General features: G+C 36.7%; 17 protein-coding genes. 8 read left to right on the top strand and 9 right to left on the bottom strand.

Annotated features, from left to right (window positions below; translation table 11 throughout):
- Positions 1-74 precede the first annotated feature (74 nt).
- Both JM84_RS07550 and JM84_RS07545 read right to left on the bottom strand, forming a co-directional pair.
- On the bottom strand, positions 75-1,604 hold the full coding sequence (locus JM84_RS07550) for a curlin associated repeat-containing protein (protein WP_013749644.1): 1,530 nt from the start codon (positions 1,602-1,604) through the stop codon (positions 75-77).
- 408 nt (positions 1,605-2,012) lie between these two features.
- The gene (locus JM84_RS07545; RefSeq protein ID WP_144783466.1) at positions 2,013-4,196 is read right to left on the bottom strand and encodes a glutamine synthetase III; all 2,184 of its coding nucleotides are present in this window, start codon (positions 4,194-4,196) and stop codon (positions 2,013-2,015) included.
- A gap of 304 nt (positions 4,197-4,500) precedes the next feature.
- Between JM84_RS07545 and JM84_RS07540 the strand changes: the two genes are divergently transcribed.
- Positions 4,501-5,511 (top strand): glutamine synthetase beta-grasp domain-containing protein, encoded by a 1,011-nt coding sequence (locus tag JM84_RS07540; RefSeq protein WP_013749646.1) that lies wholly within the window; start codon positions 4,501-4,503, stop codon positions 5,509-5,511.
- 158 nt (positions 5,512-5,669) lie between these two features.
- Here JM84_RS07540 and JM84_RS07535 read toward each other — a convergent pair whose 3' ends face one another.
- A complete protein-coding gene (locus JM84_RS07535) occupies positions 5,670-6,620 on the bottom strand; it encodes a calcium/sodium antiporter (protein ID WP_013749647.1) in 951 nt (316 codons plus the stop codon).
- Positions 6,621-6,833: 213 nt separating this feature from the next.
- Between JM84_RS07535 and JM84_RS07530 the strand changes: the two genes are divergently transcribed.
- The 5 genes from JM84_RS07530 (at position 6,834) to JM84_RS07510 (ending at position 13,720) form a co-directional block, all read left to right on the top strand.
- Positions 6,834-9,044, top strand: a complete 2,211-nt coding sequence (locus JM84_RS07530) for a RelA/SpoT family protein (RefSeq protein WP_041295578.1) — start codon at positions 6,834-6,836, stop codon at positions 9,042-9,044.
- A 29-nt stretch (positions 9,045-9,073) separates the two neighbouring features.
- Complete coding sequence (locus JM84_RS07525) at positions 9,074-9,529, top strand: Fur family transcriptional regulator (protein ID WP_013749649.1); 456 nt, start codon at positions 9,074-9,076, stop codon at positions 9,527-9,529.
- A gap of 7 nt (positions 9,530-9,536) precedes the next feature.
- Positions 9,537-10,811 (top strand): adenylosuccinate synthase, encoded by a 1,275-nt coding sequence (locus JM84_RS07520; RefSeq protein WP_013749650.1) that lies wholly within the window; start codon positions 9,537-9,539, stop codon positions 10,809-10,811.
- Positions 10,812-10,990: 179 nt separating this feature from the next.
- A complete protein-coding gene (locus JM84_RS07515; protein WP_013749651.1) occupies positions 10,991-12,817 on the top strand; it encodes an OstA-like protein in 1,827 nt (608 codons plus the stop codon).
- 210 nt (positions 12,818-13,027) lie between these two features.
- Positions 13,028-13,720 (top strand): redoxin domain-containing protein, encoded by a 693-nt coding sequence (locus JM84_RS07510; RefSeq protein WP_144783464.1) that lies wholly within the window; start codon positions 13,028-13,030, stop codon positions 13,718-13,720.
- 3 nt (positions 13,721-13,723) lie between these two features.
- Here JM84_RS07510 and JM84_RS07505 read toward each other — a convergent pair whose 3' ends face one another.
- The 3 genes from JM84_RS07505 to JM84_RS07495 form a co-directional block, all read right to left on the bottom strand.
- A complete protein-coding gene (locus tag JM84_RS07505) occupies positions 13,724-14,092 on the bottom strand; it encodes a sulfite exporter TauE/SafE family protein (protein WP_013749653.1) in 369 nt (122 codons plus the stop codon).
- A gap of 113 nt (positions 14,093-14,205) precedes the next feature.
- Positions 14,206-15,168, bottom strand: a complete 963-nt coding sequence (locus JM84_RS07500) for a lytic transglycosylase domain-containing protein (protein ID WP_041295753.1) — start codon at positions 15,166-15,168, stop codon at positions 14,206-14,208.
- 8 nt (positions 15,169-15,176) lie between these two features.
- On the bottom strand, positions 15,177-15,845 hold the full coding sequence (locus JM84_RS07495; RefSeq protein WP_013749655.1) for an alpha/beta fold hydrolase: 669 nt from the start codon (positions 15,843-15,845) through the stop codon (positions 15,177-15,179).
- 201 nt (positions 15,846-16,046) lie between these two features.
- On the opposite strand from JM84_RS07495, the gene JM84_RS07490 reads away from it, so the two are divergent.
- Entirely contained in the window at positions 16,047-16,346 is a 300-nt protein-coding gene (locus JM84_RS07490) for a hypothetical protein (protein WP_013749656.1), read from the top strand.
- A gap of 100 nt (positions 16,347-16,446) precedes the next feature.
- Entirely contained in the window at positions 16,447-17,106 is a 660-nt protein-coding gene (locus tag JM84_RS07485; protein WP_013749657.1) for an alpha/beta hydrolase, read from the top strand.
- 93 nt (positions 17,107-17,199) lie between these two features.
- Here JM84_RS07485 and JM84_RS07480 read toward each other — a convergent pair whose 3' ends face one another.
- The 3 genes from JM84_RS07480 to JM84_RS07470 are packed head-to-tail and all read right to left on the bottom strand — an operon-like array spanning position 17,200 to position 23,965.
- A complete protein-coding gene (locus JM84_RS07480; RefSeq protein ID WP_013749658.1) occupies positions 17,200-19,224 on the bottom strand; it encodes an OmpA family protein in 2,025 nt (674 codons plus the stop codon).
- A gap of 1 nt (position 19,225) precedes the next feature.
- On the bottom strand, positions 19,226-20,146 hold the full coding sequence (locus tag JM84_RS07475; protein ID WP_144783461.1) for a type IX secretion system membrane protein PorP/SprF: 921 nt from the start codon (positions 20,144-20,146) through the stop codon (positions 19,226-19,228).
- Positions 20,147-20,161: 15 nt separating this feature from the next.
- A complete protein-coding gene (locus tag JM84_RS07470) occupies positions 20,162-23,965 on the bottom strand; it encodes a gliding motility-associated C-terminal domain-containing protein (RefSeq protein WP_144783459.1) in 3,804 nt (1,267 codons plus the stop codon).
- Positions 23,966-24,196: the final 231 nt, after the last annotated feature.

The following is a 24,196-nucleotide window of genomic DNA, read 5'->3' as shown; positions in this document are numbered from 1 at the left end:
AAGTTTTTATTAATTTAGATGTAAATCATTTTTTTGTAATAAAAATGACCCAATCTAAAATTCAATCAATTGATTTATAGACCTGAACCAGATCTAGCTCTTGCTGGAGCAGCCATAGCAGCTCTTGTAACCATATTAGCAGTTTGAGAAGTTCCTATAGCAGGTAAGATTCCTGAGAAACCTGTAGTTTGGAAAACATCAAGTGTATTTCCTCCATCAGGAAGTCCTCCTGGTACATTTTGCTCAGCTTTCCAGCTTTGTCCTATGTCTCCATCTTGACGAACTACGATAGTGTTCATATCTCCTCTTTGTGCAGTTTCTAAAGCGTTAAAATCTCCAGTTTGAAGTGCATCAACAACGTGATCTTTTCCTCTTTGAGTAGAGATAGCGTAGTTGTTTGTTCCTTGCTGATCAATTGTGATATCATTACGACGCCCATTTTGACCAGTCGCTACGTAGTTATCGTCTCCAGTTTGGTTTTGAACTACAGAGTTACCACGACCTGTTGGTGATCCAAAAATGTTTTGAAATACATAAGCTTCGTTCCCTACACCGTCTTGATTTTGCTCAGAATAATCTCCGTTAGTATCACTAGTACCATCCCCAAATTGATGAGTCTCAGCTAAATTGCTATTTCCTTCTTGTACTTGGATAGCTTTACTCCAACTTGAAACTTGACTTTCAATACCGTTAGAGATATCGTCTACACCGTTTACAGCAGTAAACTGAGCTGCAGTGTTAGCATCATCTAAAAGAATATTACTACCTTGATTAACTAATGCCTCATTTCCTAAAACGTTATCATCCGTAGTCTGAGTTTGATTTGACATATTGTTGTTACCTTCTTGGAAAAGTCTTGCATAATTACGTCCAGAAGTACCGTCAGAAAGTTGATTAATTGTTCCTTGGTTATCCACACCTAGTTGCTCAGAAAGAGCTTCTTGACCTAGGCTATTTTCTGGATCTGCTTGTTGCTTAATTTCAACTGCATTGTTTGTACCACTTTGTAACGCTAATGCATCACTGTTATCCCAAGTTTGTAAAATTCTAGCAGAGTTATCATTACCTCTTTGGTCAACGCCTGCATAATTGTTTTCTGCATTTTGAGCAGTACCTTGCTGGATATCTGCAGAGTTTCCTGTTGTTCCTGCTACCGAGTTTTCTTGATACACTTGAGCATCGTTAAAATCTCCTTGTTGCTCAATGCGGGCATCATTCTGATCTCCTACTTGATTTGCTTGTGCATCGTTATCAATGGCGCTTATGAAGAAACCTCCGTTATTAGTGTTACCTGTTTGACGCATAGAAACAAGGTTTCCATCACCGTCTTGAGTTGCATACATAGAGTTTAAATCACCAGCCTGACGAGCTCGTACTAGGTTATTATTTCCGTTTTGTGTAGAATAACCAGTATTAGGGCCTATTCCAAAAGCTTGTGGTAATGCGTCTGCCGTTTCAATAGTTGCCGAACTAGTTAAAGGAAAACCTGCCGTTACTAGTACTGGAGTGTCCTGGAAATTTGCCTCAGTAGCTTCTGTGGTTGTCTGCCCCAGAGCAACTGCTCCGATCATGAGTGCCGCAGCACTAAAAATTACTTTTTTCATAATAATTGAGTTTAAGTTAATAATATATAAATGGTTAATAAATACATATTTATAAGACACAACAAATCATCGTCATTGTCATCGCAATTGCGTCTTTTAATCTATTATTACGGGGGAGTATGTATTACGAGGGGGAGATAATGGTTGTAATACGAGTACTAAATTAGGAAAATCTATCTCTCTTCCAAGAAGTTACCAGCTGTTTTCGATGAAACGTTATGGTATTTTTAACATTTTTCGGTTAGCACTAGTGTTTACAGTGTCTAAGCACGTAGGGGTAAACACCCCTTTATAGGTGCGGCTATATTAGAATCAGATTTTTCTTACGAGTACGCTGACTATAAGAAACTTACAGTCGTCTTATACTTGTACATTATAAAGCCTTGCGACTTAAATTAAAAACATCCCTTAATTTACGAAGAGTAATTCTCTATATTTTGGTAAAGGCCATAACTCATCTTCTACTAAAAGTTCTAGCTTGTCACAATCTCTTCTTATCTGTTCAAAAAATGGTTTCACTTTCGCAGCATAACTGCCTGCCTTGTCTTTAAGGTCAAGTGCATTTGCTTCTTTTCGAGCATTTATCATTTCCGTTATGAGACTATTAATACTAGCGGTATGTTCTGAGATTGATTTAATAATGGTTGTTTGCGCTTTCGCGAAAGCGGTAAAATCTTCTCCGTATATTTCTTTCAAACCTCTTACATTGTCTATCAAAACATTTTGATATCTCAAAGCTGTAGGAATAATATGATTACGAGCTACATCACCCAGCACACGGCTTTCTATTTGTATGCGCTTAACATATTCTTCTAATTCAATCTCGTAACGCGCTTGAATCTCAACATTGTTCATAATACCTAAAGACTCAAATAATGCTATCGTACTCTTACTTATACGACCTTCAAGAGCAGATACTGTAGTCTTATTATTGCTAAGCTTGCGCTTTTTTGCTTCTTTTTCCCAAGAGGCTCCATAACCATCTCCCTCAAATCTTATTTTCTTACTATCCTTTATATACTCTCTAAGGATATTAAAGATAGCATCGTCCTTTTTCATGTCCTTATTATCAATAAGAGCATCTACCTCCTTTTTAAAAGCAATAAGCTGTTGCGCCACGATTGCGTTAAGAACCGTCATCGGGTTTGCGCAGTTTGCAGTAGCACCTACGGCTCTAAATTCAAATTTATTACCTGTAAACGCAAAAGGTGAGGTACGATTGCGATCTGTATTATCAAGTAAAATCTCTGGAATCTTACCTATTACATTAAGTTTTAAATCTGTTTTTTCTTGTGGAGATAATTTCCCATCTGTTACTTTTTCTAACTCATCTAACACTTGTGTGAGTTGCGAACCTATAAATACAGATATAATGGCTGGTGGTGCTTCATTTGCACCTAGACGATAATCATTACCCGCACTAGCAATAGAAGCTCTAAGCAAAGCTTCATGCTCATGAACCGCTTTAATAGTATTTACAAAGAAGGTGAGAAATTGTAAATTTTTCATTGGAGTACTTCCTGGGCTTAGTAGGTTTACTCCAGTATCTGTAGCTAGTGACCAGTTATTATGTTTCCCGCTACCATTTATATTCTCAAATGGTTTCTCATGAAAGAGTACCTTAAAGTGATGACGTTGCGCTACTTTCTGCATCACATCCATGAGTAATGCATTATGATCTACCGCTAGATTTGCTTCTTCAAAAATAGGAGCCATCTCAAATTGATTAGGAGCAACTTCATTATGCCTTGTCTTTAAAGGAATACCAAGTAACAAGCATTCTTGCTCTAACTCCTTTAAATATGCCAGCACACGGATAGGAATAGATCCAAAGTAATGATCATCGAGTTGCTGTCCTTTGGCAGCCGCATGGCCTAAAAGCGTTCTTCCTGTAAGCATTAAGTCTGGTCTCGCAGCTGCTAGTGATGCATCTATAAGATAAAACTCCTGCTCCCAACCTAAGGTCGCTGTTACTTTATTTACATTTTTATTAAAATATTGAGCGACTGCCGTAGCAGCTTGATCAATCGTGTTAAGAGCTTTTAATAAAGGTGTCTTATAATCAAGTGCTTCTCCCGTGTATGCAACAAAAACCGTTGGAATACACAAGGTATTGTCATATATAAATGCTGGTGAAGTAGGATCCCAAGCGGTATATCCTCTTGCTTCAAAAGTGTTGCGTATTCCTCCATTAGGAAAACTACTTGCATCTGGCTCTTGCTGTGCTAGCTGCCCACCGTCAAATTTATCAATAACATGACCATCTGTTGTAATTTCAAAAAAAGCATCATGCTTCTCTGCCGTGGCACCTGTGAGCGGTTGAAACCAATGCGTGTAATGAGTAGCTCCTTTATCAAGTGCCCAAGATTTCATTCCTGTAGCAATGGCATCTGCGGTGATGCGATCTATATTATCTCCTTTTCGTATCGCTGTCTGCACACTGTCTATGGTAGATTTAGAAAGAAACTGACGCATAGCTTGCTCTCCAAAAACGTTAGACTTAAATAATGAAGATGGCCTTCCTAAAGCTTCAAAACTTACTGCTGGCCTGTGTTGCACATCATGCAAGGCCTTAAAACGGATTTTTGACATAATTGATCTTACATTATTATAGTTACAATATTTTCTACTAAAGAAAAATTATCATAACGCAATGATTATAAATATTTTACGAGATGTTTAATAATAGCCGTTGCTAAAAACCTAATAACACCCCTAAACTAGGGCACAAATATAAGGGAAATATAAAAATTATAGCCAAATATTACAGACCCCCTAAATTTTAAGGGGTTGTTTATAAAAATCAATATTTTTTAATAACTAAGCCCTAAAATACTGATTGCCTTTTAAAATTATTTTATATTTGCCTTCGTTAACTAAAACATTAAATGCTATTATGAGTAAGTCAAAACTAGAATACATTTGGTTAGACGGGTACACACCCACACAAAATATGAGAAGCAAGACTAAAGTTGTAAACGACTTTAGCGGAAAATTAGAAGACTGTCCAATATGGTCTTTTGATGGGTCTTCTACTAAGCAAGCATCTGGAGGAGCTTCAGATTGCCTTCTAAAACCAGTAGCTATCTACCCAGATCCACAACGTACTGATGGATTTTTAGTAATGACAGAAGTGCTGAGTGCAGATGGTACGCCACATGCATCAAACCACAGAGCAAAAATAGATGACGATGATAATGATTTCTGGTTCGGTTTTGAACAAGAATATTTTATCATGGATAGAGAAACTCAACTACCTTTAGGCTTCCCAATAGGTGGATACCCTGGACCACAAGGAATGTACTACTGTTCTGTAGGAGGTCGTCATACACATGGTCGTGATTTTGTAGAAGAGCACGCAGATCTTTGTATCGAGGCTGGTCTTAACTTTGAAGGAATAAACCAAGAGGTTGCTTCTGGACAGTGGGAATACCAATTATTTGCAAAAGGAGCAAAAAAAGCAGGAGATGAAATATGGGTATCTCGCTACCTTCTAGACCGTCTTACTGAACAGTATGGATGGTACATTGAGTATCACCCTAAACCAGTAAAAGGAGATTGGAATGGATCTGGTATGCATGCAAACTTCTCAAACACAACCTTGAGAACTTGTGGATCTGAGGAAACTTACAACACTATCTGTGAGGCTTTCCGCCCAGTAACTAAAGAACACATAAAAGCATACGGAGCTCACAATGAAGAGCGCCTTACAGGTGATCACGAGACCGCTTCTATTACAGATTTCTCTTATGGAGTATCAGATCGTGGAGCATCATTACGTATTCCTATTATTACTGTAGAGCAAGGATGGAAAGGATGGCTAGAAGATCGTCGTCCAGCTTCAAACGCAGATCCATACAGAGTAGCAGGTCGTATTATCGAGACTGTAAAAACTGCAAAGGTTTAATTCTGATTTATATAAATGTAAAAAATGCTCAACTTAGGTTGAGCATTTTTTTTGTTACGCTTTCGCGAAAGCGTACTTTGAAGACACTAAGAGCATTATATAATCAACATATTGACATACTTAATACGATTGTAAATTTTACGAGCAACCAGTTTACGTTAGGCCGCAAATGCGAGTGCTATAAATAATATGTAAGCTCCTACAAGAACCAACCCTTTAATTCTCCCTATCTGTAGTTTTGTAGGTATAAAAGCAAGTGGTAATAAGATTGCTGCAAAGCCTATCATCCAGTAAATATTAGTGCCCAAAATAGCATCATCTACCACATTAATGTCCTTAATAAGTGATGTTATCCCTAATACTGAGGCAATATTAAAAATATTAGAACCTATTAAGTTTCCTAAGGAAATAGCTTTTTCTTTCTTTAAAGCCGCAATAACAGATGCCGCAAGTTCTGGAACACTAGTTCCTATTGCGATAACAGTTACAGAAATAGCATACTCACTTATACCAACGGCTGTTGCAAGCTCCTTTGCTCCAGAAACTAACCACTCAGAACCAAAGTACAATGCTGCTCCACCTATGAGAAGCCAGAGGATTATTTTAAAATAAGATGCTTGACCTAATCCCTCATCTACACCATCACTTTCTTCTAGCGCTGCACTTTTTCTAGCTCTGCGCAATAAGAAATATAAATAAACACCAAGTGCTGCAAGTAGTCCTCCACCTTCGGTAGCGGTGAGTTTTCCATCATTTGAGAGTAAGAAAAACAAGGCTACAGAAAAGAACATCATCACCGGCCAGTTAAAACGGTAAAAATCACGATCTATCGCAAGTGCAGAAATTACTGCAGTGATACCTAAAACGAGACCTATGTTTGCAATATTAGACCCTATGACATTACCTAATGCAATATCAGAACTACCGTCTAAAGCAGCTTGAACACTCACTAACAACTCTGGAGCAGAGGTTGCAAATGACACAACTGTGAGACCTATTACCATTTTAGAAAGGTTGAGTTTAAATGACAATCCTACAGATGCCCTTACTAAAAACTCCCCTCCTACTACTAGCAATACCAAACCCACTAGGATATAAAAAATGCTCATAAATTCTACTTTTAGGGCGAAGATAAGAATTAACACTCATGTGTAATGGGAATAAATAAGTACTGATGGTCGTAATGAGTAGTGCGCTTTCGCGAAAGCGTTATTAATAAATGAACCCATATATCTTAAAAAGACATCGTTACATAAATCCTCACAAGATGTCGTTATAATATGTTGTTCATTTATGAGAAAATGGTACATTTAAGATATCATATGGAATTAACGACAGAATTTATAGAGGCAGAGAATAAGGAGCTGACGAGACAGTATAAAAAACTGTTGCGCATAAGCTATCAAACCTTATCAGAGGATGATAAAAAAATGATTCGTAAAGCATTTGATGTTGCTGTTGATGCTCACAAATCACAACGCCGAAAGTCTGGTGAGGCATACATTTTTCATCCAGTTGCAGTGGCACAAATTGTTGCAAGCGAGATAGGCCTTGATGCCACATCTATAGCCAGCGCATTATTACATGATGTAGTAGAAGATACTGAGTATACCCTATCTGACCTTGAACAAATGTTTGGCGAGACTGTCGCTCGTATTGTAAATGGACTAACTAAAATATCTAGTTTAAAAAAGGACAGAGATGTGTCTTTACAAGCAGAGAATTTTAGAAAAATGCTACTTACTATTAATGACGACCCTAGAGTTATTATTATTAAAATAGCAGACCGCCTTCACAATATGCAGACCATGGATTCCATGCGTCCAGATAAGCAATCAAAAATTGCAAGTGAGACTTTGTACATCTATGCACCACTCGCTCATAGAATGGGACTTTACAATATAAAAACTGAGCTTGAAGACTTAAGTCTAAAATATACAGAACCAGAAGTTTACAAAGACCTTTCTAGCAAAATTACAGAGAGTAAAGCACAACAAGATGATTACATTAAGGACTTTAAAAAAGTTATAGAAGACTCTCTAGATGAAGAGGGACTTAATTATGAGATAAAAGGGCGGCCAAAATCAATATATAGTATAAGGCGTAAAATTCTTGCCCAGGGTGTCACTTTTGAAGAGGTGTATGACAAGTTTGCAATACGCATCATCTATAAGAGTGATAAGGCAAATGAAAAATTCTTAGCCTGGAAAATATATTCTATCGTTACAGATCACTTTAGACCTAACCCTACTCGTTTGCGAGACTGGATTTCTTCTCCTAAAACGACGGGTTATGAAGCATTGCACATTACCGTAATGGGCCTTAAAGGACGATGGGTAGAAGTACAAATTCGTTCTGAACGAATGAATGAAATAGCAGAGAAAGGATATGCAGCTCACTTTAAGTATAAACAAGGGAACGATGGAGATTCTACACTAGACGACTGGATTAATAAACTTCAAGAAGCGCTAGAAAATCCTGATCAAAATGCAGTGGACTTTGTTGAAAACTTCAAACTCAATCTTTACAACAAGGAAATCTTTGTATTTACACCTCAAGGTGAGCTTAAATCTCTACCTAAAGGCGCAACTCCGCTTGATTTTGCCTTTAGTGTACACACAGAAGTAGGGCTTCACACTCGCGGATCAAGAGTAAATGGAAGGTTGGTGCCGTTAAGTCATGAACTCAAAAGTGGTGACCAAGTAGAAATCATCACATCAGAATCTGCTCACCCTACAAATAACTGGCTTGATTATGCTACCACAGCAAGGGCGCGTGCTAAAATAAAATCATCCCTCAAAGATGAAAAGAAAGAACTTGCAGATGATGGTAAAGCTATCTTACATCGTAAACTTAAATCTCAAAAAATACCTCTTAACGAGAAAACTATTAATGAATTAGTTTCTTACTTCAAGCTAAACACTAGTCTAGATTTGTTTTATCGTATAGGTAATGGAACAATAGATAATAAAATGATTAAAGAGTTTGCTGCGCAGCGTAGCAACGCTTTAATGTCATTTATAAAAAGTAAAATACGTAAGCCTAACAGTCCTCCAGATGTAAATAAAGATGAAATTACTAACAATTATGACTCATTAGTTTTTGGACCAGAAGATCAAAAACTTGATTACTCATTTGCAAAGTGTTGTAGTCCTATTCCTGGTGATCCAGTTTTTGGATTTACAACAATAAAAGATGGCATTAAAGTCCATAAAAATAATTGCCCTAATGCAATATCTATGCGAAGCAACTATGCCTATAGAATTATAAAAGCAAAGTGGGTAGACTCGTCAGACACTGGTTATCAAACAGACATTATACTTACAGGTATTGATAATTTAGGACTTGTAAATACCGTAACCGCAGAGATTTCAAAACACCAGCATGTAGAAATAAAGGGTATAAATTTCACTACGCAAGGAGGTGTTTTTAAAGGAAAAATAACGGTACTAGTGAGAAACAATGAATTGTTGAAAACCCTGATAGAAAATCTTAAAAAAATAGACGGTATCGACCAAGTGACTCGAGTATAAATCCGTAAATTCGTCCTTTACTAAAAACGATGCCACTAAAAGCTACCATAAATAAGGATCAAGACGTTGTAAAAGGCGTTTTTACTGCCTATCTAGAAGAAAAAGGCCACCGCAAAACACCTGAACGTTTTGCCATCTTGCAGGAGATATATAGCAATGAAGAGCACTTTGATATAGAAGCTCTCTACATTAGCATGAAAAATAAAAACTACAGGGTGAGCCGTGCGACACTATACAACACCATAGAGCTCTTACTAGAATGTGGGCTCGTGCGCAAACACCAGTTTGGCAATAATCAAGCTCAGTATGAAAAGTCATACTTTGATAAACAACATGATCACGTTATACTTACAGATACAGGAGAAGTTATAGAATTTTGCGATCCTCGTATACAGTCTATAAAGAAAACCATTGAAGAGGTTTTTGATATCACAATAGACAAGCATTCACTCTATTTTTACGGAAAGAAAAACACGACTAATTAACATAACAATGGCTGTAGACTTACTACTGGGCCTCCAATGGGGCGACGAAGGAAAAGGAAAAATTGTAGACGTTCTTACGAAGGACTACGATATTATTGCACGTTTTCAAGGAGGACCTAATGCAGGTCATACTCTTGAATTTGACGGTATAAAGCACGTATTACATACGATTCCTTCTGGAATTTTTCATGACAATGCTATGAATGTCATAGGTAATGGCGTTGTGATAGATCCTGTGATTTTTAAGAAAGAACTTCAAAATCTTGATAAGTTTGAAGGACTAGATTATAAAGCAAAAATGGTGATCTCACGTAAAGCACACCTTATACTTCCTACACACCGCTTACTAGATGCAGCTTCTGAAGCTTCAAAAGGAAAGGCAAAAATAGGTTCTACTCTTAAAGGAATAGGTCCTACTTATATGGATAAAACAGGCCGTAACGGTATACGTGTAGGAGACCTAGAACTTGCAGACTGGAAAGAGCGCTATGCTACATTGAGAGATAAGCATATCTCAATGATTGATTTTTATGATGCAAAGATTGATTACGATCTAGACGAACTAGAAACAGAATTCTTTGCTGCTATAAAAACACTTAAGACGCTCAAGTTTATAGACTCAGAAGAGTATTTATACCAAGCACAAAAATCTGGAAAGTCTATACTTGCAGAGGGTGCTCAAGGGTCACTACTTGATATTGACTTTGGTACTTATCCTTATGTGACTTCTTCAAACACGACAGCAGCAGGAGCTTGTACAGGTCTTGGTGTTGCTCCTAATCAAATAGGCGAAGTATTTGGAATCTTCAAAGCATATACAACTCGTGTAGGTTCTGGACCATTCCCTACAGAGCTTTTTGACGAAGATGGTGAGACTATGGGACGCGTAGGTAATGAATTTGGCGCTACTACTGGCCGTGCACGTCGTTGTGGATGGTTAGATCTTGTAGCTCTTAAATATGCCGTACGTGTAAACGGAGTCACTCAACTTATGATGATGAAAGGTGATGTACTTTCTGGTTTTAAAACCTTGAAAGTATGTACTGCATATAAATATAAAGGAGAGACTATCGAGCACCTTCCTTATAATATTGAGCCAGAAAACGTTGAAGTAGTTTATAAAGAAATGGCTGGATGGTCTGAAGATCTAACAGGTATGACTACTGCAGATCAACTTCCTAAGGCCCTTAATGACTATATAGATTATCTTGAGAAAGAACTTGAAACTCCTATTAAGATTGTATCTGTAGGACCAGATCGTACACAAACGATACTTAGATAAGCGTATTGAAATTTAAATTATAAGAAAGCCTTCAGATATCAATCTGGAGGCTTTTTATATACACTTATTTTAAGCAAACGGCGTTAAAAGAATACCCAACGTAGAGACAAGGCAGTATTAACTGCTTTTTGATAAACTGTTATCGATTTCGGGAGGCAATTTGATTATTTTTGACACTGATGAAAAATTACTTTTACATTTTACTTACTGGGATGTTTTTATGTTCTGCTTTCGCGAAAGCACAACAAAACCAACCTAAAGAAATCCTCATAGAATCTGACATTGAACGCATCAATGAAGAAGAATTTCCTGGCGCAATTATTTTTCAGAAATCAAATAAGCAAGTATACATACAACACGAAGGCGCCGAAATGTGGTGCGATCTTGCGTTCTATTACAAAGATGAGAACTTTGTAAAAGCATACAGAAACGTACGCTTAAAACAAGGTGACTCTATATCGATGCGCGGTAGATATATAGAATATAATGGTGATACGAAGTTTGCTTATGCCGCAGGTGATGTCTTCTTAAAAAAAGATACTACGACAGTGACTACAGACACCATGTACTTTAACCGCATAAGCCAGCAAGCATATTATCGCACGGGAGGAGTTGTCACTTCACCCAATAGCAAAATAACGAGTCGCGTAGGTCGCTACTATATCGAGCAGGATAAAATTTCTTTCATCAATGATGTTGTAGTTACAAATACAGAGTATGTAATTAATAGTGAGCAACTAGATTTTTACAGCGTCCCAGAACATGCTTACTTATATGGACCTACTACAATCACGAGCTCGACATCTAAGGTATACTGCGAACGTGGTTTTTATGACACCGCAAATGACTATGGTTATTTTGTAAAAAACTCGAGAATAGATTACGACAATAGGCAGGTATATGGAGATAGCCTCTATTTTGACCGTGCTAGAAATTTTGCAAGTGCCACAAACAACATCAAAGTACTTGATACCCTAAATAGAAGTCTTATAAAAGGACACTATGCAGAGGTGTACAGAGCAAAGGATTCCGTTTTAATCACACAACGAGCCGTTGCTATCACAGTAGAAGACAATGACTCTGTTTATGTGCATGGAGATAGACTCCTACTTACAGGAAAGCCAGAGAACCGAATTATCCGAGCTTTTAAGAACGTAAAACTTTATAAGAGTAACATGAGTGGAAAGAGCGACTCCCTACACAGTAACCAGCGCACAGGACTCACCCAAATGATAGGAAAGCCTATATTATGGAGTGAGAAGAGCCAAATCACTGGAGATAGCATTCACCTTCTCAATAATCTAGAAACTGAAAAAGTAGACTCGCTTAAGGTTTTTGATAATGCGTTTATCGCTCAGAAAGACACAATCTCTGGATTTAACCAAGTCAAAGGACAAAAACTGTATGGCTTTTTTGATGATGAGAATCAGCTCAAGCAAGTAGACATTATAAACAACGCAGAGACCATAATGTATATGCGTGAAGAAAACGGTGACCTCACCGGTATAGATAGAGGAACCTCTGCTCGTATAGAAATTACATTTTTTGAAAATACGATAGACGAGATTAATAAACTTAAAAGTCCTGGAGGAACCATTTTTCCTGAGTCACAATTTAAGAATGAACCACAAACCTTTGAAGGATTTAACTGGAGAGGTGATGAAGAGCTACTAAGTAAGGAAGATATTTTTAGAGGAGAATCGCCTTTTGTACTTACTAAAATTCAAGGTATTCCTCTTCCTGAAATAGATGAAGGTTTCTTTTCAACTAGTGATGACTCTACAATTAAACCTCTATCTACAAGCTCAGACATTAAAGAAGGTACTCTAGAAAATAGAGAAGAAAATAAGCCAAAATACGGCCAAGAAAATCTAGATGAAAAGAGTAAAATTGAAAAAGACGCACTAATTGAGCGCAACCAAAATACCTCTACACAACGGGCGCAGAGTCCAACCCTAAAAACCACACCAAGATTATTAAAACCCGTTAAAAAAGACGGCAATTAACATGCAATTTTTGAAGTGAAATCCTCTGAGGGAAAATCAAATAGAATATGATATTCTTACAAAAAGAGCTAAATATCAGGTTTTTATACATCTAAAAGAACCAATATAGTACAGAATATTGCGTTTTGACCCAATTTATAAGTCAGTTGGCGAAAAAATTTTTATACGCCTTTTTACCCTCCTATCTTTATAGTCCCAAATCATTAGACTATGAGAAAATTTTTACTTTTACTCGTATTTATAGCAATAACTAACCTAACAGCACAGAACTCTCAGATGTTCTTTTCTGAGGCACTAGATGCTCACCTTCCTTCATATTTATTACAAGCAGAAGAAGCTATTAGGAATCTTGAACAAGACAAAGTCAAAGTGCTTTTTGATGATCTTGTAGAGGATAAACTTGTGGGATCCTTAATGAATAATTTTAAGGTTAAAACAACCTCAAAGAAAAGTAAATCATTAGCAGATTATAACAAACCTGTAATGCTACTCACCTACTCTAGCTGGAGAATAAGTAGCAAAGGAGAACAAGCAGCTCTTAACGAGCTAGCAAATCATTATGGTGATGACGTAGCGATTGTCCTTTTATTTTGGGGAGATGTTAAGCAAGTAAAAAAATTAAGTAAAGACTACGATCGCAATATAGATATACTTTATGTTGATGATTCTGATAATAATTACTCTTTAGTTATCAAGAATCTCAAACACTCTTTAGGACTTCCTCTTGCTTATACCATTACTTCTGATAAGAAAATTATAGATATAAAAAGACGTCTATCTAACAAGCTGTCTCAAGATGAGGCATTATCTACTACAAATAATTTTAAACTATACAAAGGGATGCTCACAGAGCTACTGTATAATCAGCAACTGTTAAGTGATGACCCTATAGTTATCAATTAATAGTTATTTACCCCACAGCATTTTAATAGAAAGGACGAGAAGCACCGCTCCAAAGATTCTTTTAAGCGTTTTTTGATCAAGATTTACAGCTAGTTTTGATCCTAGAAACCCGCCTACCACAAAAAACACAGCGATAACCGCAGCATATTTCCAGTTTACATAGCCTTCGTTATAGTAATTATAAGCAGCAAGAAATGTTACTGGAACTGCAAGCACAGCAAGACTTGTACCTTGAGCTTCATGTTGATTAAAGTGCAGTAACATAATCATAAGAGGTATCATAATAACACCTCCACCTACTCCCATAATACCACTCAAGACTCCGGCAATAAGACCTATGGCTATAAGCGCTATAATAACTGATGCATTCATTACATTAAATTTTGATTCAATAAAAATACCATATTAGCGAGTCTTATAAATAAAAATAGGCTTCTCATTTTACAAAATGAGAAGCCTATTAAATAATTAACTAGTTATCTGTATTATCTACCTAGCGTGTATGTACCTTTTTCTGGTATCTCTATATAATATTTCTTTCTTGAACTATTATTGAGTTTAGTCTCACGCAACCAAGGATTGTGAAGTTTAAGAAGCTTATAGTTAATGTCAAAGCGCTCTGCAAATTTTACGAAATCTGTCACTGCTGTATCGACCTCCACTTTATAAGTAGGCACCTCTGCATATAAATCCTCTGCTCTAAAGTTGAAACCATACTTCTTTGGATTGCTTAAAATCTCCTTAAGTGCAATAATTCTAAATACGTAACGCCCCGTTTCTTCTCCTAAAAGCAAATCGTAGTAATCTTGTACATTTTGTTCTTCAAAACGACGAGAAACACCGTAATTACCAGCATTATAAGCTGCTGCTGCAGCCGTCCAATTGCCAAACTTCTCCTTAGACTGCTTTAAATATTTACAAGCAGCACGTGTAGACTTCTCCACATGATATCTTTCATCCACATTATCATTTACCTCTAGACCGTATTCTCTTCCAGTTTCTTTGAGAATTTGCCAGAAACCAGTGGCTCTAGCAGGAGAAACTGCTTGTGTTAGTCCGCTTTCAATTACTGCTAGATATTTAAGATCATCTGGCACACCTTCCTCTGCTAGAATCTTTTCTATCGTTGGAAAATACTTATTTGCTCTTTTAAAAATGAGCAGCGCGTTAGACTGCCAGTAAGTATTAACCAAAAGCTCACGATCCATACGTTCTCTAATGTCAGGATTTTCTACAGGAACTGCCTCTCCTGCAAAGTTTAATCCATCTGGCATTGGGATCGCATACACGTTATAGTCATTAAGTAACTTCTTTGATGTCATTTTTTCATTCTGCACCTCTCCTTTTTCTTCTACCACTTCTTCTTGTGGTGCTTGTGCAGAGTTTATAACTAGGCCTGCAATAGCTACTACTGCAATACCTGCAACAACTTTCTTTATCATTATCATCATCTTTTCTATTTTAAATCAATGTAATCATTTTCAATCAGTTCGATTAAGTTTTTATTAAACCATTTTGCTCGAGTTATCACCATAATGTGAGTCCCTCCTTCTATATTAATACAGTTATCTATATACTTCACTGGGAAGACCTTATCTGCACTTCCGTGTATGTGAATAATTCCTGGCGGCGCAATTTCTTGATCCCAACAGACCATTTCTTTTACTGCCCAACTCAAGTATCTTCTATCATTCATAGATAGGTACTTTTTATATAGTGCCACTCTATTTTTTATGGTCTCGCCAAAGGCATATTTTGCTAGTGTATCTATATCTTCTACTAATCTCGTAGGCAATATGTTGTATAACTTTAGCTTTCGCGAAAGCTTCATTCTACGTGGTAACTCATGCTTAGTTTTAACACTACTTACAATAATAAGCTTTGCCACTTCGATGTGCTTTGCCATTTCTTGTACGAGTATCCCGCCAAAACTAACGCCTAGCAATACGACATTGTCATGCTTAATATGAGTTGTCATTCTCAAGGCATAGTCTTGTAGTGACTCATTTACCTCTGGAATGAACCATTCTAGCAAATGAATTTGATAAGAATCCTCGGGTAACTTTATATTCTCAAAAATAGAAGGATTGGCCGCCATACCTGGCATTAAATACACGTGCGTCATCTAACTTATAAGTAAGGGTTTAACATAAGAGAAGCGCTCTATTTCGGGAATTTTTTATACATTTGCAAGACTTTCTCAAAAAGAAATTATTAAGATTTGATTATCTTATTATTTCTTGCCTCTTAGGGGTCAAAATTAAGGAGAGATTTCTAATAACCCCGTTAATAATTTTACAAATACTTTAAATATTTTTCAAAATTTATGGAAGCGACGACAGCAGTTGAATTGACAGATAATGAGTTCCAAAGACAGTTTGAAGCAACATTTGCAGGGAAAATGGCAAAAATGGAATACTCGTTACAAGAGCGTAAAATCTTCCTGACAAAAATCTTCATGCCAGAAGGCACAGAGGAGCACATGAATGAATTTATTATAGCAGTATTTAATGAAGTTGCAGAGAGAGAAATAAGCCTCGTACCTACGAGTCCTGAAATTGCAAAATTCATGCGTTCTAACAGACGTAAATACAAAAAATTACTACCTGTAGGAATTAACATATAGGTGATCTTATTCTATTTAAAAACCACTCCATGAGTGGTTTTTTTATGCAATATTGCGAGATTACCTTGAAACATATATCCTATAAAATTTTACACTATTTATGATAGAAAAAAATATACCCTACACACATACTAATACATACTCCACCCTTAACGAGCTATCAGAAAAAACTAAGAATGTTTGGTTCGTTTTTCACGGCATGGGTTACTTGTCAAGATATTTTATCAATTACTTCAAGGAGCTTCCACCAGAAGAGAATTACATCATAGCCCCACAAGCACCTAGTAAATATTACCAAGACAAACGTTTTAAATATGTAGGTGCTAGCTGGCTTACTAAAGAAAACACAGAAACAGAGAAGAACAATGTTTTTAACTACCTTGATGAGCTATGGGATATGGAACTAGCAACTATCGACAAAAGTGCCGTAAACGTGATCATGATGGGGTATTCTCAAGGTGTATCTATCGTCACCAGATGGATTGCTTCTAGAAAAATAGATTGCTCCTATCTTCTGTTACATTCTGGCGCAATACCAGCTGAGTTAAATCCGACGGATTTTGAGCATCTTTCTAACACCACTCCAGTCACATATATTTATGGAGATAAAGACGAATATATCACAGAAGCTCGTGTTACAGAACAACATCTCAACGGTTCTGCTCTTTTTGGAAATCGTCTTGAAGTTGTTGTATTTTCTGGTATTCATGAGGTTCACACAGCATTCTTCCCGAAGATATTAACTGCACTGGAAGAGTAAATTAATGGTGTAGGTTACGCTTTCGCGAAAGCGTAAAACAAAAAAATCGGCAACTCATTGAATTGCCGATTTTGTTATTTAATGAAATGCTTATTAATAACCAGTGATTTCAAATTCACTACGTCTGTTAAGCTGATGATCATCTTCTGTACACTTACCTACAGGACAGTTAATCACAGGCTTTGTATCGCCATATCCTTGATATTGTATTCTTGAAGCATCGATTCCTTTACTAACTAGGTAGTCAAAGGTACTTTTTGCTCTTTTTTCTGATAGCGGCATATTATATGCGGCTGGACCACGACTATCTGTGTGAGAGCTTATTTTTATTTTAATGCGCTTGTATTTGGTAAGCTTAGCAGCCAGTCTATCAAGTACAGCTTGCGAATCTTCACGCACCACATGTAAATCAAAATCAAAATAAATAGGAGCTACATCCATAAATAGCTTACCTTCCTTCTCCACAACCTGTGGTGCATTTACATCTGTAAGCAACTCAAAACGACTTGGATCTTTCTCTTTAAGGTCTTTAGAAAGATTTTTCTCTTTCATAAGAGCAAGCTCACTGTCTGTAAATATCCTCTTTACTTTGATTACATAAGGTGCTGTCTGTATACCTCGTATTTGAATATCCATACGTCCTTCTTCATGATTATCTCCAGAAGCTATAAACGTATAATCGTCTACAGTAAGTGGTACTTGGAAAGGTGCAGCATCCTCTTTACGGTCTGCATAAACTTCTTTCCCTTGATATCCTAGGATCTTTATTGCCGCATCTGAGATAAGTTCATCAGTATCTGCGTCACGTATTTCAAACTGCGTTTTAAACTCGCGAGTTATGATTTCTCCAGTTTGTACAAAGCTATAGATATCGTCATCTGTTCCATTACGATTAGTGGCATACAATCCGTTATTATCAGAATAGTAACTTAGACTAAAATCATCATATTTAGAATTAATAGGTGCTCCTAGGTTAATAGGCTCTGTGAACCCTTTTACTGTGAGTGGTGCTACAAAAATATCAAGTAAACCTAAACCTAAACGTCCATCTGTAGAAAAATATAAATCTCCTGTGTTCGAAACAAATGGAAATTGCTCTCTATGAATAGTATTAATTGTAGGCCCTAAATTTACCGGAGTACTATACGTCCCATCTAGCTGTACGGTTACATAGTAGATATCAAACCCGCCAAGACCTCCTTCCATATCTGAGGCAAAGTACAAACGCTTTCCATCTCTAGTAAGTGTAGGATGCATGTAAGAATAATTTTCATTTACAAATGACAGACGTTCTGCATCTCTCCATATTCCATCAATACGAACACTTTTATAAAGATGAACCCTATTAGTTTGTTCTTCATCAAACATCTTCCCGCTATCTCCATTTTTATAAGCACTACGAGATAAGTACATCTCATCGCCTGCTGTGTTAAAACACAGATTACCATCATGAAGTGGTGAGTTTACTCCTTGCTTAAGTCTTACAGCTTCACCTGCGAGTTCATTTTTGTCATTTACTCGTACTCCGTAAATATCTAAGAATGGTCTTTGTGTAGTCTTAAAACGCCTTGCAAATAAGGTTCTAAGTACATCGTCATTTAATCTATCTGATGTAAAGAAAACACTATCTCCTACTCTTACGGGTCCAAAGTCGTCTGCTTCTGAGCTTATATTACTCTTGGTAGCGTCAAATTTTGGATTTTTCTTCATTAAATCTTCCAATAATTTAATAGCAGCGACTTTATCAAAGTCTTCACCTTTGTTTTTATAATAAATATCAAGGTAGTCAATACCCTGATCAGAATCTAAAGTAGTATTAAGTACGTGAAACATTTTGAAATTAAACTCATTATCATATGTTCTATCCTCGTCATTAAATCGCTGTCCTACTAGCTGATTAAGATATATAGAAGCGCTTCTATAATCTTGATCTAAATAGTAAGCGTCAATAAGTTTCCCTAGTATTTCTTTAGAGTTATTTTTTCTTAAAGCCACTTCATAATACTTTGCAGCACTAGCGTAGTCTCCCTTATTAAAAAAACGATCTCCCTTTTGTACTTGCCCAAATGCACCTGCACTTACACAGAGTATAATAAGTAATGTGTATATATTTTTCATCTTAGTAAAATCTTGGTGAGATGTAACGTTTTTGTACGCCTAGCAAATCAAATGTGTATAATAGTACTACCTCGTGACTTCCATTGTTAAAACGATTAAGATCGCTCACATTAAAGTCATAACTGTATCCTATTTTTAAATCATTTGTAATATTAAATCCTGCTAGTGCTGCGATAGCATCTTGATGTCTGTATGAAACACCGAGTTCAAATTTCTCGTCATACAAAGCATTTAGCGAAAGGTCGTAGGTTAATGGTGCCCCGCTTATCCATTTTGCAACAGCAGAAGGCTTTATTTTAAGCACATCACTCACATCATACACGTAACCTGCCATTAAATATGCAGTAGGATCCTTCTTATATAGAATAGAGGAATCACCATTGCCTAAATTATTTTCAATTTTGTACGGTATCACGCTTGGCGAACTTAACCCAATGTAGTAATTATCTTTAAAAAGAAAAGCTCCTACACCAACATCTAGTGAGGTAGTTTCCCCATTTTGAAAAGCTAAATCTCCTCCTACATTTTGATCTGTAAAATCAAGACTCTGATTATCTACGCCTAATTTTAATCCAAAAGATAGGTTTGTATTTTCTGCTACATTAATTCTGTAAGCAAAATTTACATTAAAATTATTTGTAGTGAGTACGTCTCCTATTTGATCATTTACATAGTTTACGCCTATTTCTACTCGCTCGTTAAGAGGAATATTTGCAAAAATATTTGCAGTTTTTGGCGCACCATCTAGACCTACCCATTGAGAGCGGTACAAACTACCTACTCTTATAAGTCCTGGTTCATTAATCATATAGGCTGGATTTACCACACCTTGATTGTACATATACTGCGTGTACTGTGGTTCTTGTTGAGCAAACGTAGATAAACTACAAAATGTCGCTAGTATGAATATTTTAAATTTCATCTTGAGGTTGTTTTTTTATCTACTTAAGTAAAAAGATCCGTCTATCGGTTCTGAGTTTGAATCATTAGGATAGAAGATGTAAAAATATACACCTGTAGGTAGTTGATCACCTAATCCAGATCCTGTATTAGAACTTCCATCAAAAAGTGGCGTATTTCTATTTCCTCTGTAAACGATAGTTCCGTATCTATTGAAAATTTGAATATCAAAATTCGGGAAGATATTTGGTAAAGTTCCTAATTCTAAGAAGTCATTCTGACCATCATCATTGTCTGACACTCCATCAGAGATTTGAATCTGACATCTTCCATCGCTTAGTGGTAAAACATCTGCTAGATATGGTACTCTAGGTGATTCACATCCGTTGTCATCTACCGCACTCACATAATAAGTTGTCTCATCTACTAATAAAGTAGATAATGGTAATGGATCTCCACCTTCCGCGGAAGCGTACCAAACAAAGTCTTCTACACTAACAACAAGATTCCCTAAGGTAACTCCATCATTAATACAGATAAATGGCTCATTTAATACTACTGTAGGCGCCATAACCGGTGTAATAGTAAATGTAATAGTTGCATCATCTTGACCACAAGCATCTGTAAAAACTATGTATAGATATGAGAAAGTACCTTCACCTAAGGCTCCCACATCAATTAATCCATCTACTACAGTTTCTGATGTATCGATATTTATAAACTCTCCTGTAAGCTGAGCATCATTAGATAATAATCCAAATAAAGAAGTTGTGTAATCTCCTGCACAAACAAACGTATCTATATCGTCTCCTGCGTTTGAGACAGGTACAATACTTACTGATATCGTTGCACTCACCGCATCACATGCTCCGTTTGCTGCAATACTATACACGTAGTCACCGCTCACTGCAGTCATTGGGTCAATAGAACCATTATTATCTGCTGTAGCATATCCTTCTGGACCAGACCAGCTACCATTACTATCAGGGCTTCCTCCTAAAATTGTAAATAAATCTACAATAGCGCCATCCTCACAAGCCTGAAAAGTACCTCCAATTCCAGCATTACTACTTTCAAAAACAATAAAAGATAATGTAGCTACATCTCCACAACCATCATCTGTAGTTGTTGTATACGTAAATTCAAATACTTGCTGCCCATCTACAGCAGGAACTGTAAACGGATTAGATATTACCGCACCAGTAGCTGTGTCTGTCCAAACACCTTGTGCTCCAACGTAAATCGTATCTGTACCGTTAGTTTCTAGTAATGAAATTAGATCAATAGGATTTGTAAAACTATCGTCACAAAGCTCCACTCCCGTAGTATCTTCGCCAGCATAATTAGTTGCAAAAAATGAAACCGTCACCATAGCAGTTACCGCTTCACAAGCACCATTTGCAGCTATAGTGTAAACATAAGCGCCTTCTGCATTTACAGATGGGTCAAAGTTAGCTTCATTATCCGTAGTGGTATATCCATTAGGACCAGACCAAGTTCCATTTGGATCTGGTGTACCTCCTAATAATGTAAAGAGATTTATAGTGGCTCCATCTTCACAAGTTTCATAAGCTGCATCTATACCAGCATCACCTTGCTCAAAAACTGTAAAAGATAAAGTCGCTGTATCTTCACAACCACCACCTCCAGTAGTATAAATAAACTCAAAAGTTTGAGAATCTGTAATTGATGGTATTGTAAATGGATTTACTATAACTGCTCCAGAGCTATCAGTCCAATCACCATTAGTATCTATAGTATCTGTGCCGTTATCTTCTAGAAGTGAAATTAAATCTACAGTTGTCGTTGTATTACATAACTCAACACCCGTAGTATCTTCACCTGCATATATTGCATCTCCTAAAGTCACATCTACCGTTGCAGACGCTTCTTCACAGGTTCCGTTTGCCGGAACGGTATAGATATACTCTCCTTCTACACTTGTTCCTGGTGTAAACAAAGCAACATTATCTGTAGTTGTAAAACCATCAGGGCCAGACCAAGTACCGTTAGTATCTGGAGTTCCCCCTAAGAGAGTAAAAAGATCAACCTCAGCTGCATCACTACAAACTGCAAGCGGTCCACTTTCTCCTGGATCGTATTGCTCATATACAGTAAAGCTTAGTGTAGCACTGTCTTCACATCCGTTTTCTGTTACCGTATTATATTCAAAGTTGAATAATTGAGAGTCTGTAATAGTAGGTATTTCAAAGTTATTATCAACTACGTCTCCATTTGCAGTATTAGTCCATACTCCGTTTGGACCTACATAAATAGGACCTTCATCAGTATTCACTTCTAATAAGTCCGTGAGTACTAGAGGACTCTCTGTTTCACAAATCTCAAGATCTGCAGTGTCTTCTCCTGCGTAGTTTGTTGGGTTAACTATTAAGGTAACTAGTGTAGATTGTGATTCACACGGCTGATCTCCAGACACGACTACTTCGCAGCCATCTGGACCTATATATGTTTGCGTGATACCTGGACCACAATGGTAACTTTCATTTACAATGAATTCAAACACATAGGTTCCTGCAGAAGTATTGTCTGTAAGTGTTGATACATCAATTGTACCGGCACTCGTATAATCAACATCTCCTACAAGCGAACATATTTCATCTAAATTAGATACAAGTCCTAGGTTAGAAGGCCCAGAGACCAACCTCCAATTTGTACAACTATTGTTTGGGTAATCAAATAATGTAGCTCCTTCTTGCGCAAAGTCTATATAATCGTATAAATTTAACGTCGTCAGAGTTTCATCTCCTACACATAATTCTGGAATATCATTTTGTTCAAAAGGTCGTATATATTCATAAAATGTAAATCTGATTGTACTTTGTTGGTCAGAACAAATTGATGATCTACTTTCTACAAAATATGTAAAGTCATAAGTTATACATCCAAATTCTGGAGTAGTAGCTACAAGGTCGTCATAAATTTCTCTAAGATTGATTATAGAATCACCAGGTCCAGATATTTGGCCTGTAGAATCCGTTAACCAAATACCTTCAATATTTTCATTTACTAGATATTCATCATCACGTAAATTAATATCCATATCAAAGTTACCTGCTAACAACTCTGTCTCACATATCACAAATGAATTTGCAAATCCTGCAAATGGCTCTTTAGTAACAGATACCAAAACAGAAGTAATTTCTTCTGCTGAACAAGGAGTAATTCCAGGCACACGATATTCTAACTCAAAAGTCTCTTCGTCTACAAGTGGTGGACCAGCTTGATACGGTATATTAACGTTAAGAAATCTATTTCCTGAGATTCCAACGTAATTAGGACTTGAACCTACATAAACCCACTCTCCATTTCCATGCGGACTAGGGTTAGATAATAAAGTTTGAAATAAATCAATATTTGTAGTACTGTCACACTCAAAAGGCGGAGCTCCTTGACACACTTGAAGATTCACTCCACCTGCGGTAGTACTTGCTGCGGTTCCTGAGTAAGGTCCTAGAACTACATTGAATAAAAACTGTACATCATCTGGACATCCTGTAGCTCCATTAAGAAACTCAAATTGGTAATCTGCAATATTTTCAGATGAGCTACCAAGATCCCATAAATACAGATCTCCAGTCACAACATCAAGTGCAAAATTAAAGTTAGGATCAAACCACATCCCATCTGCAGGAGTGATTGTTGTTCCGGTAATTGCAGAAAATTCTTCATAGAGATTTATGATTCCATCTGGAATTGAATCACCGTTACCGTCTACAACCGTCATGTCGCACACAGTAAATGTCTCTACCTCGGCACACTGACTAAAAGCCGCTACCGTAGAGCATAACAATAAAGTAAGAAAAAGGTATAATTTCCCCATAGTTAAGTTGGATTAAGGTGCAACGAAGATAAATCAGACCGCTTATACAAACCTAATATTATGTTAATTAATATCGATGAAATACACATTGACAACGTTATAACGTTACACTAATGCTGACTATCAGTATGTTACAATATAAAAATGCTTTCAAATTCATAATTAAATATAGAAAAAACTGACAGTAATTTACTGAAAACATGAAGTTTACGAATTTACTGAACACCTAAA

It is taken from the genome of Dokdonia sp. Hel_I_63 (genome assembly GCF_007827285.1).
Lineage (GTDB): Bacteria > Bacteroidota > Bacteroidia > Flavobacteriales > Flavobacteriaceae > Dokdonia.
Note: the sequence above shows the minus strand (reverse complement) of the source record. Positions and strands in the feature narration are given on the sequence as shown.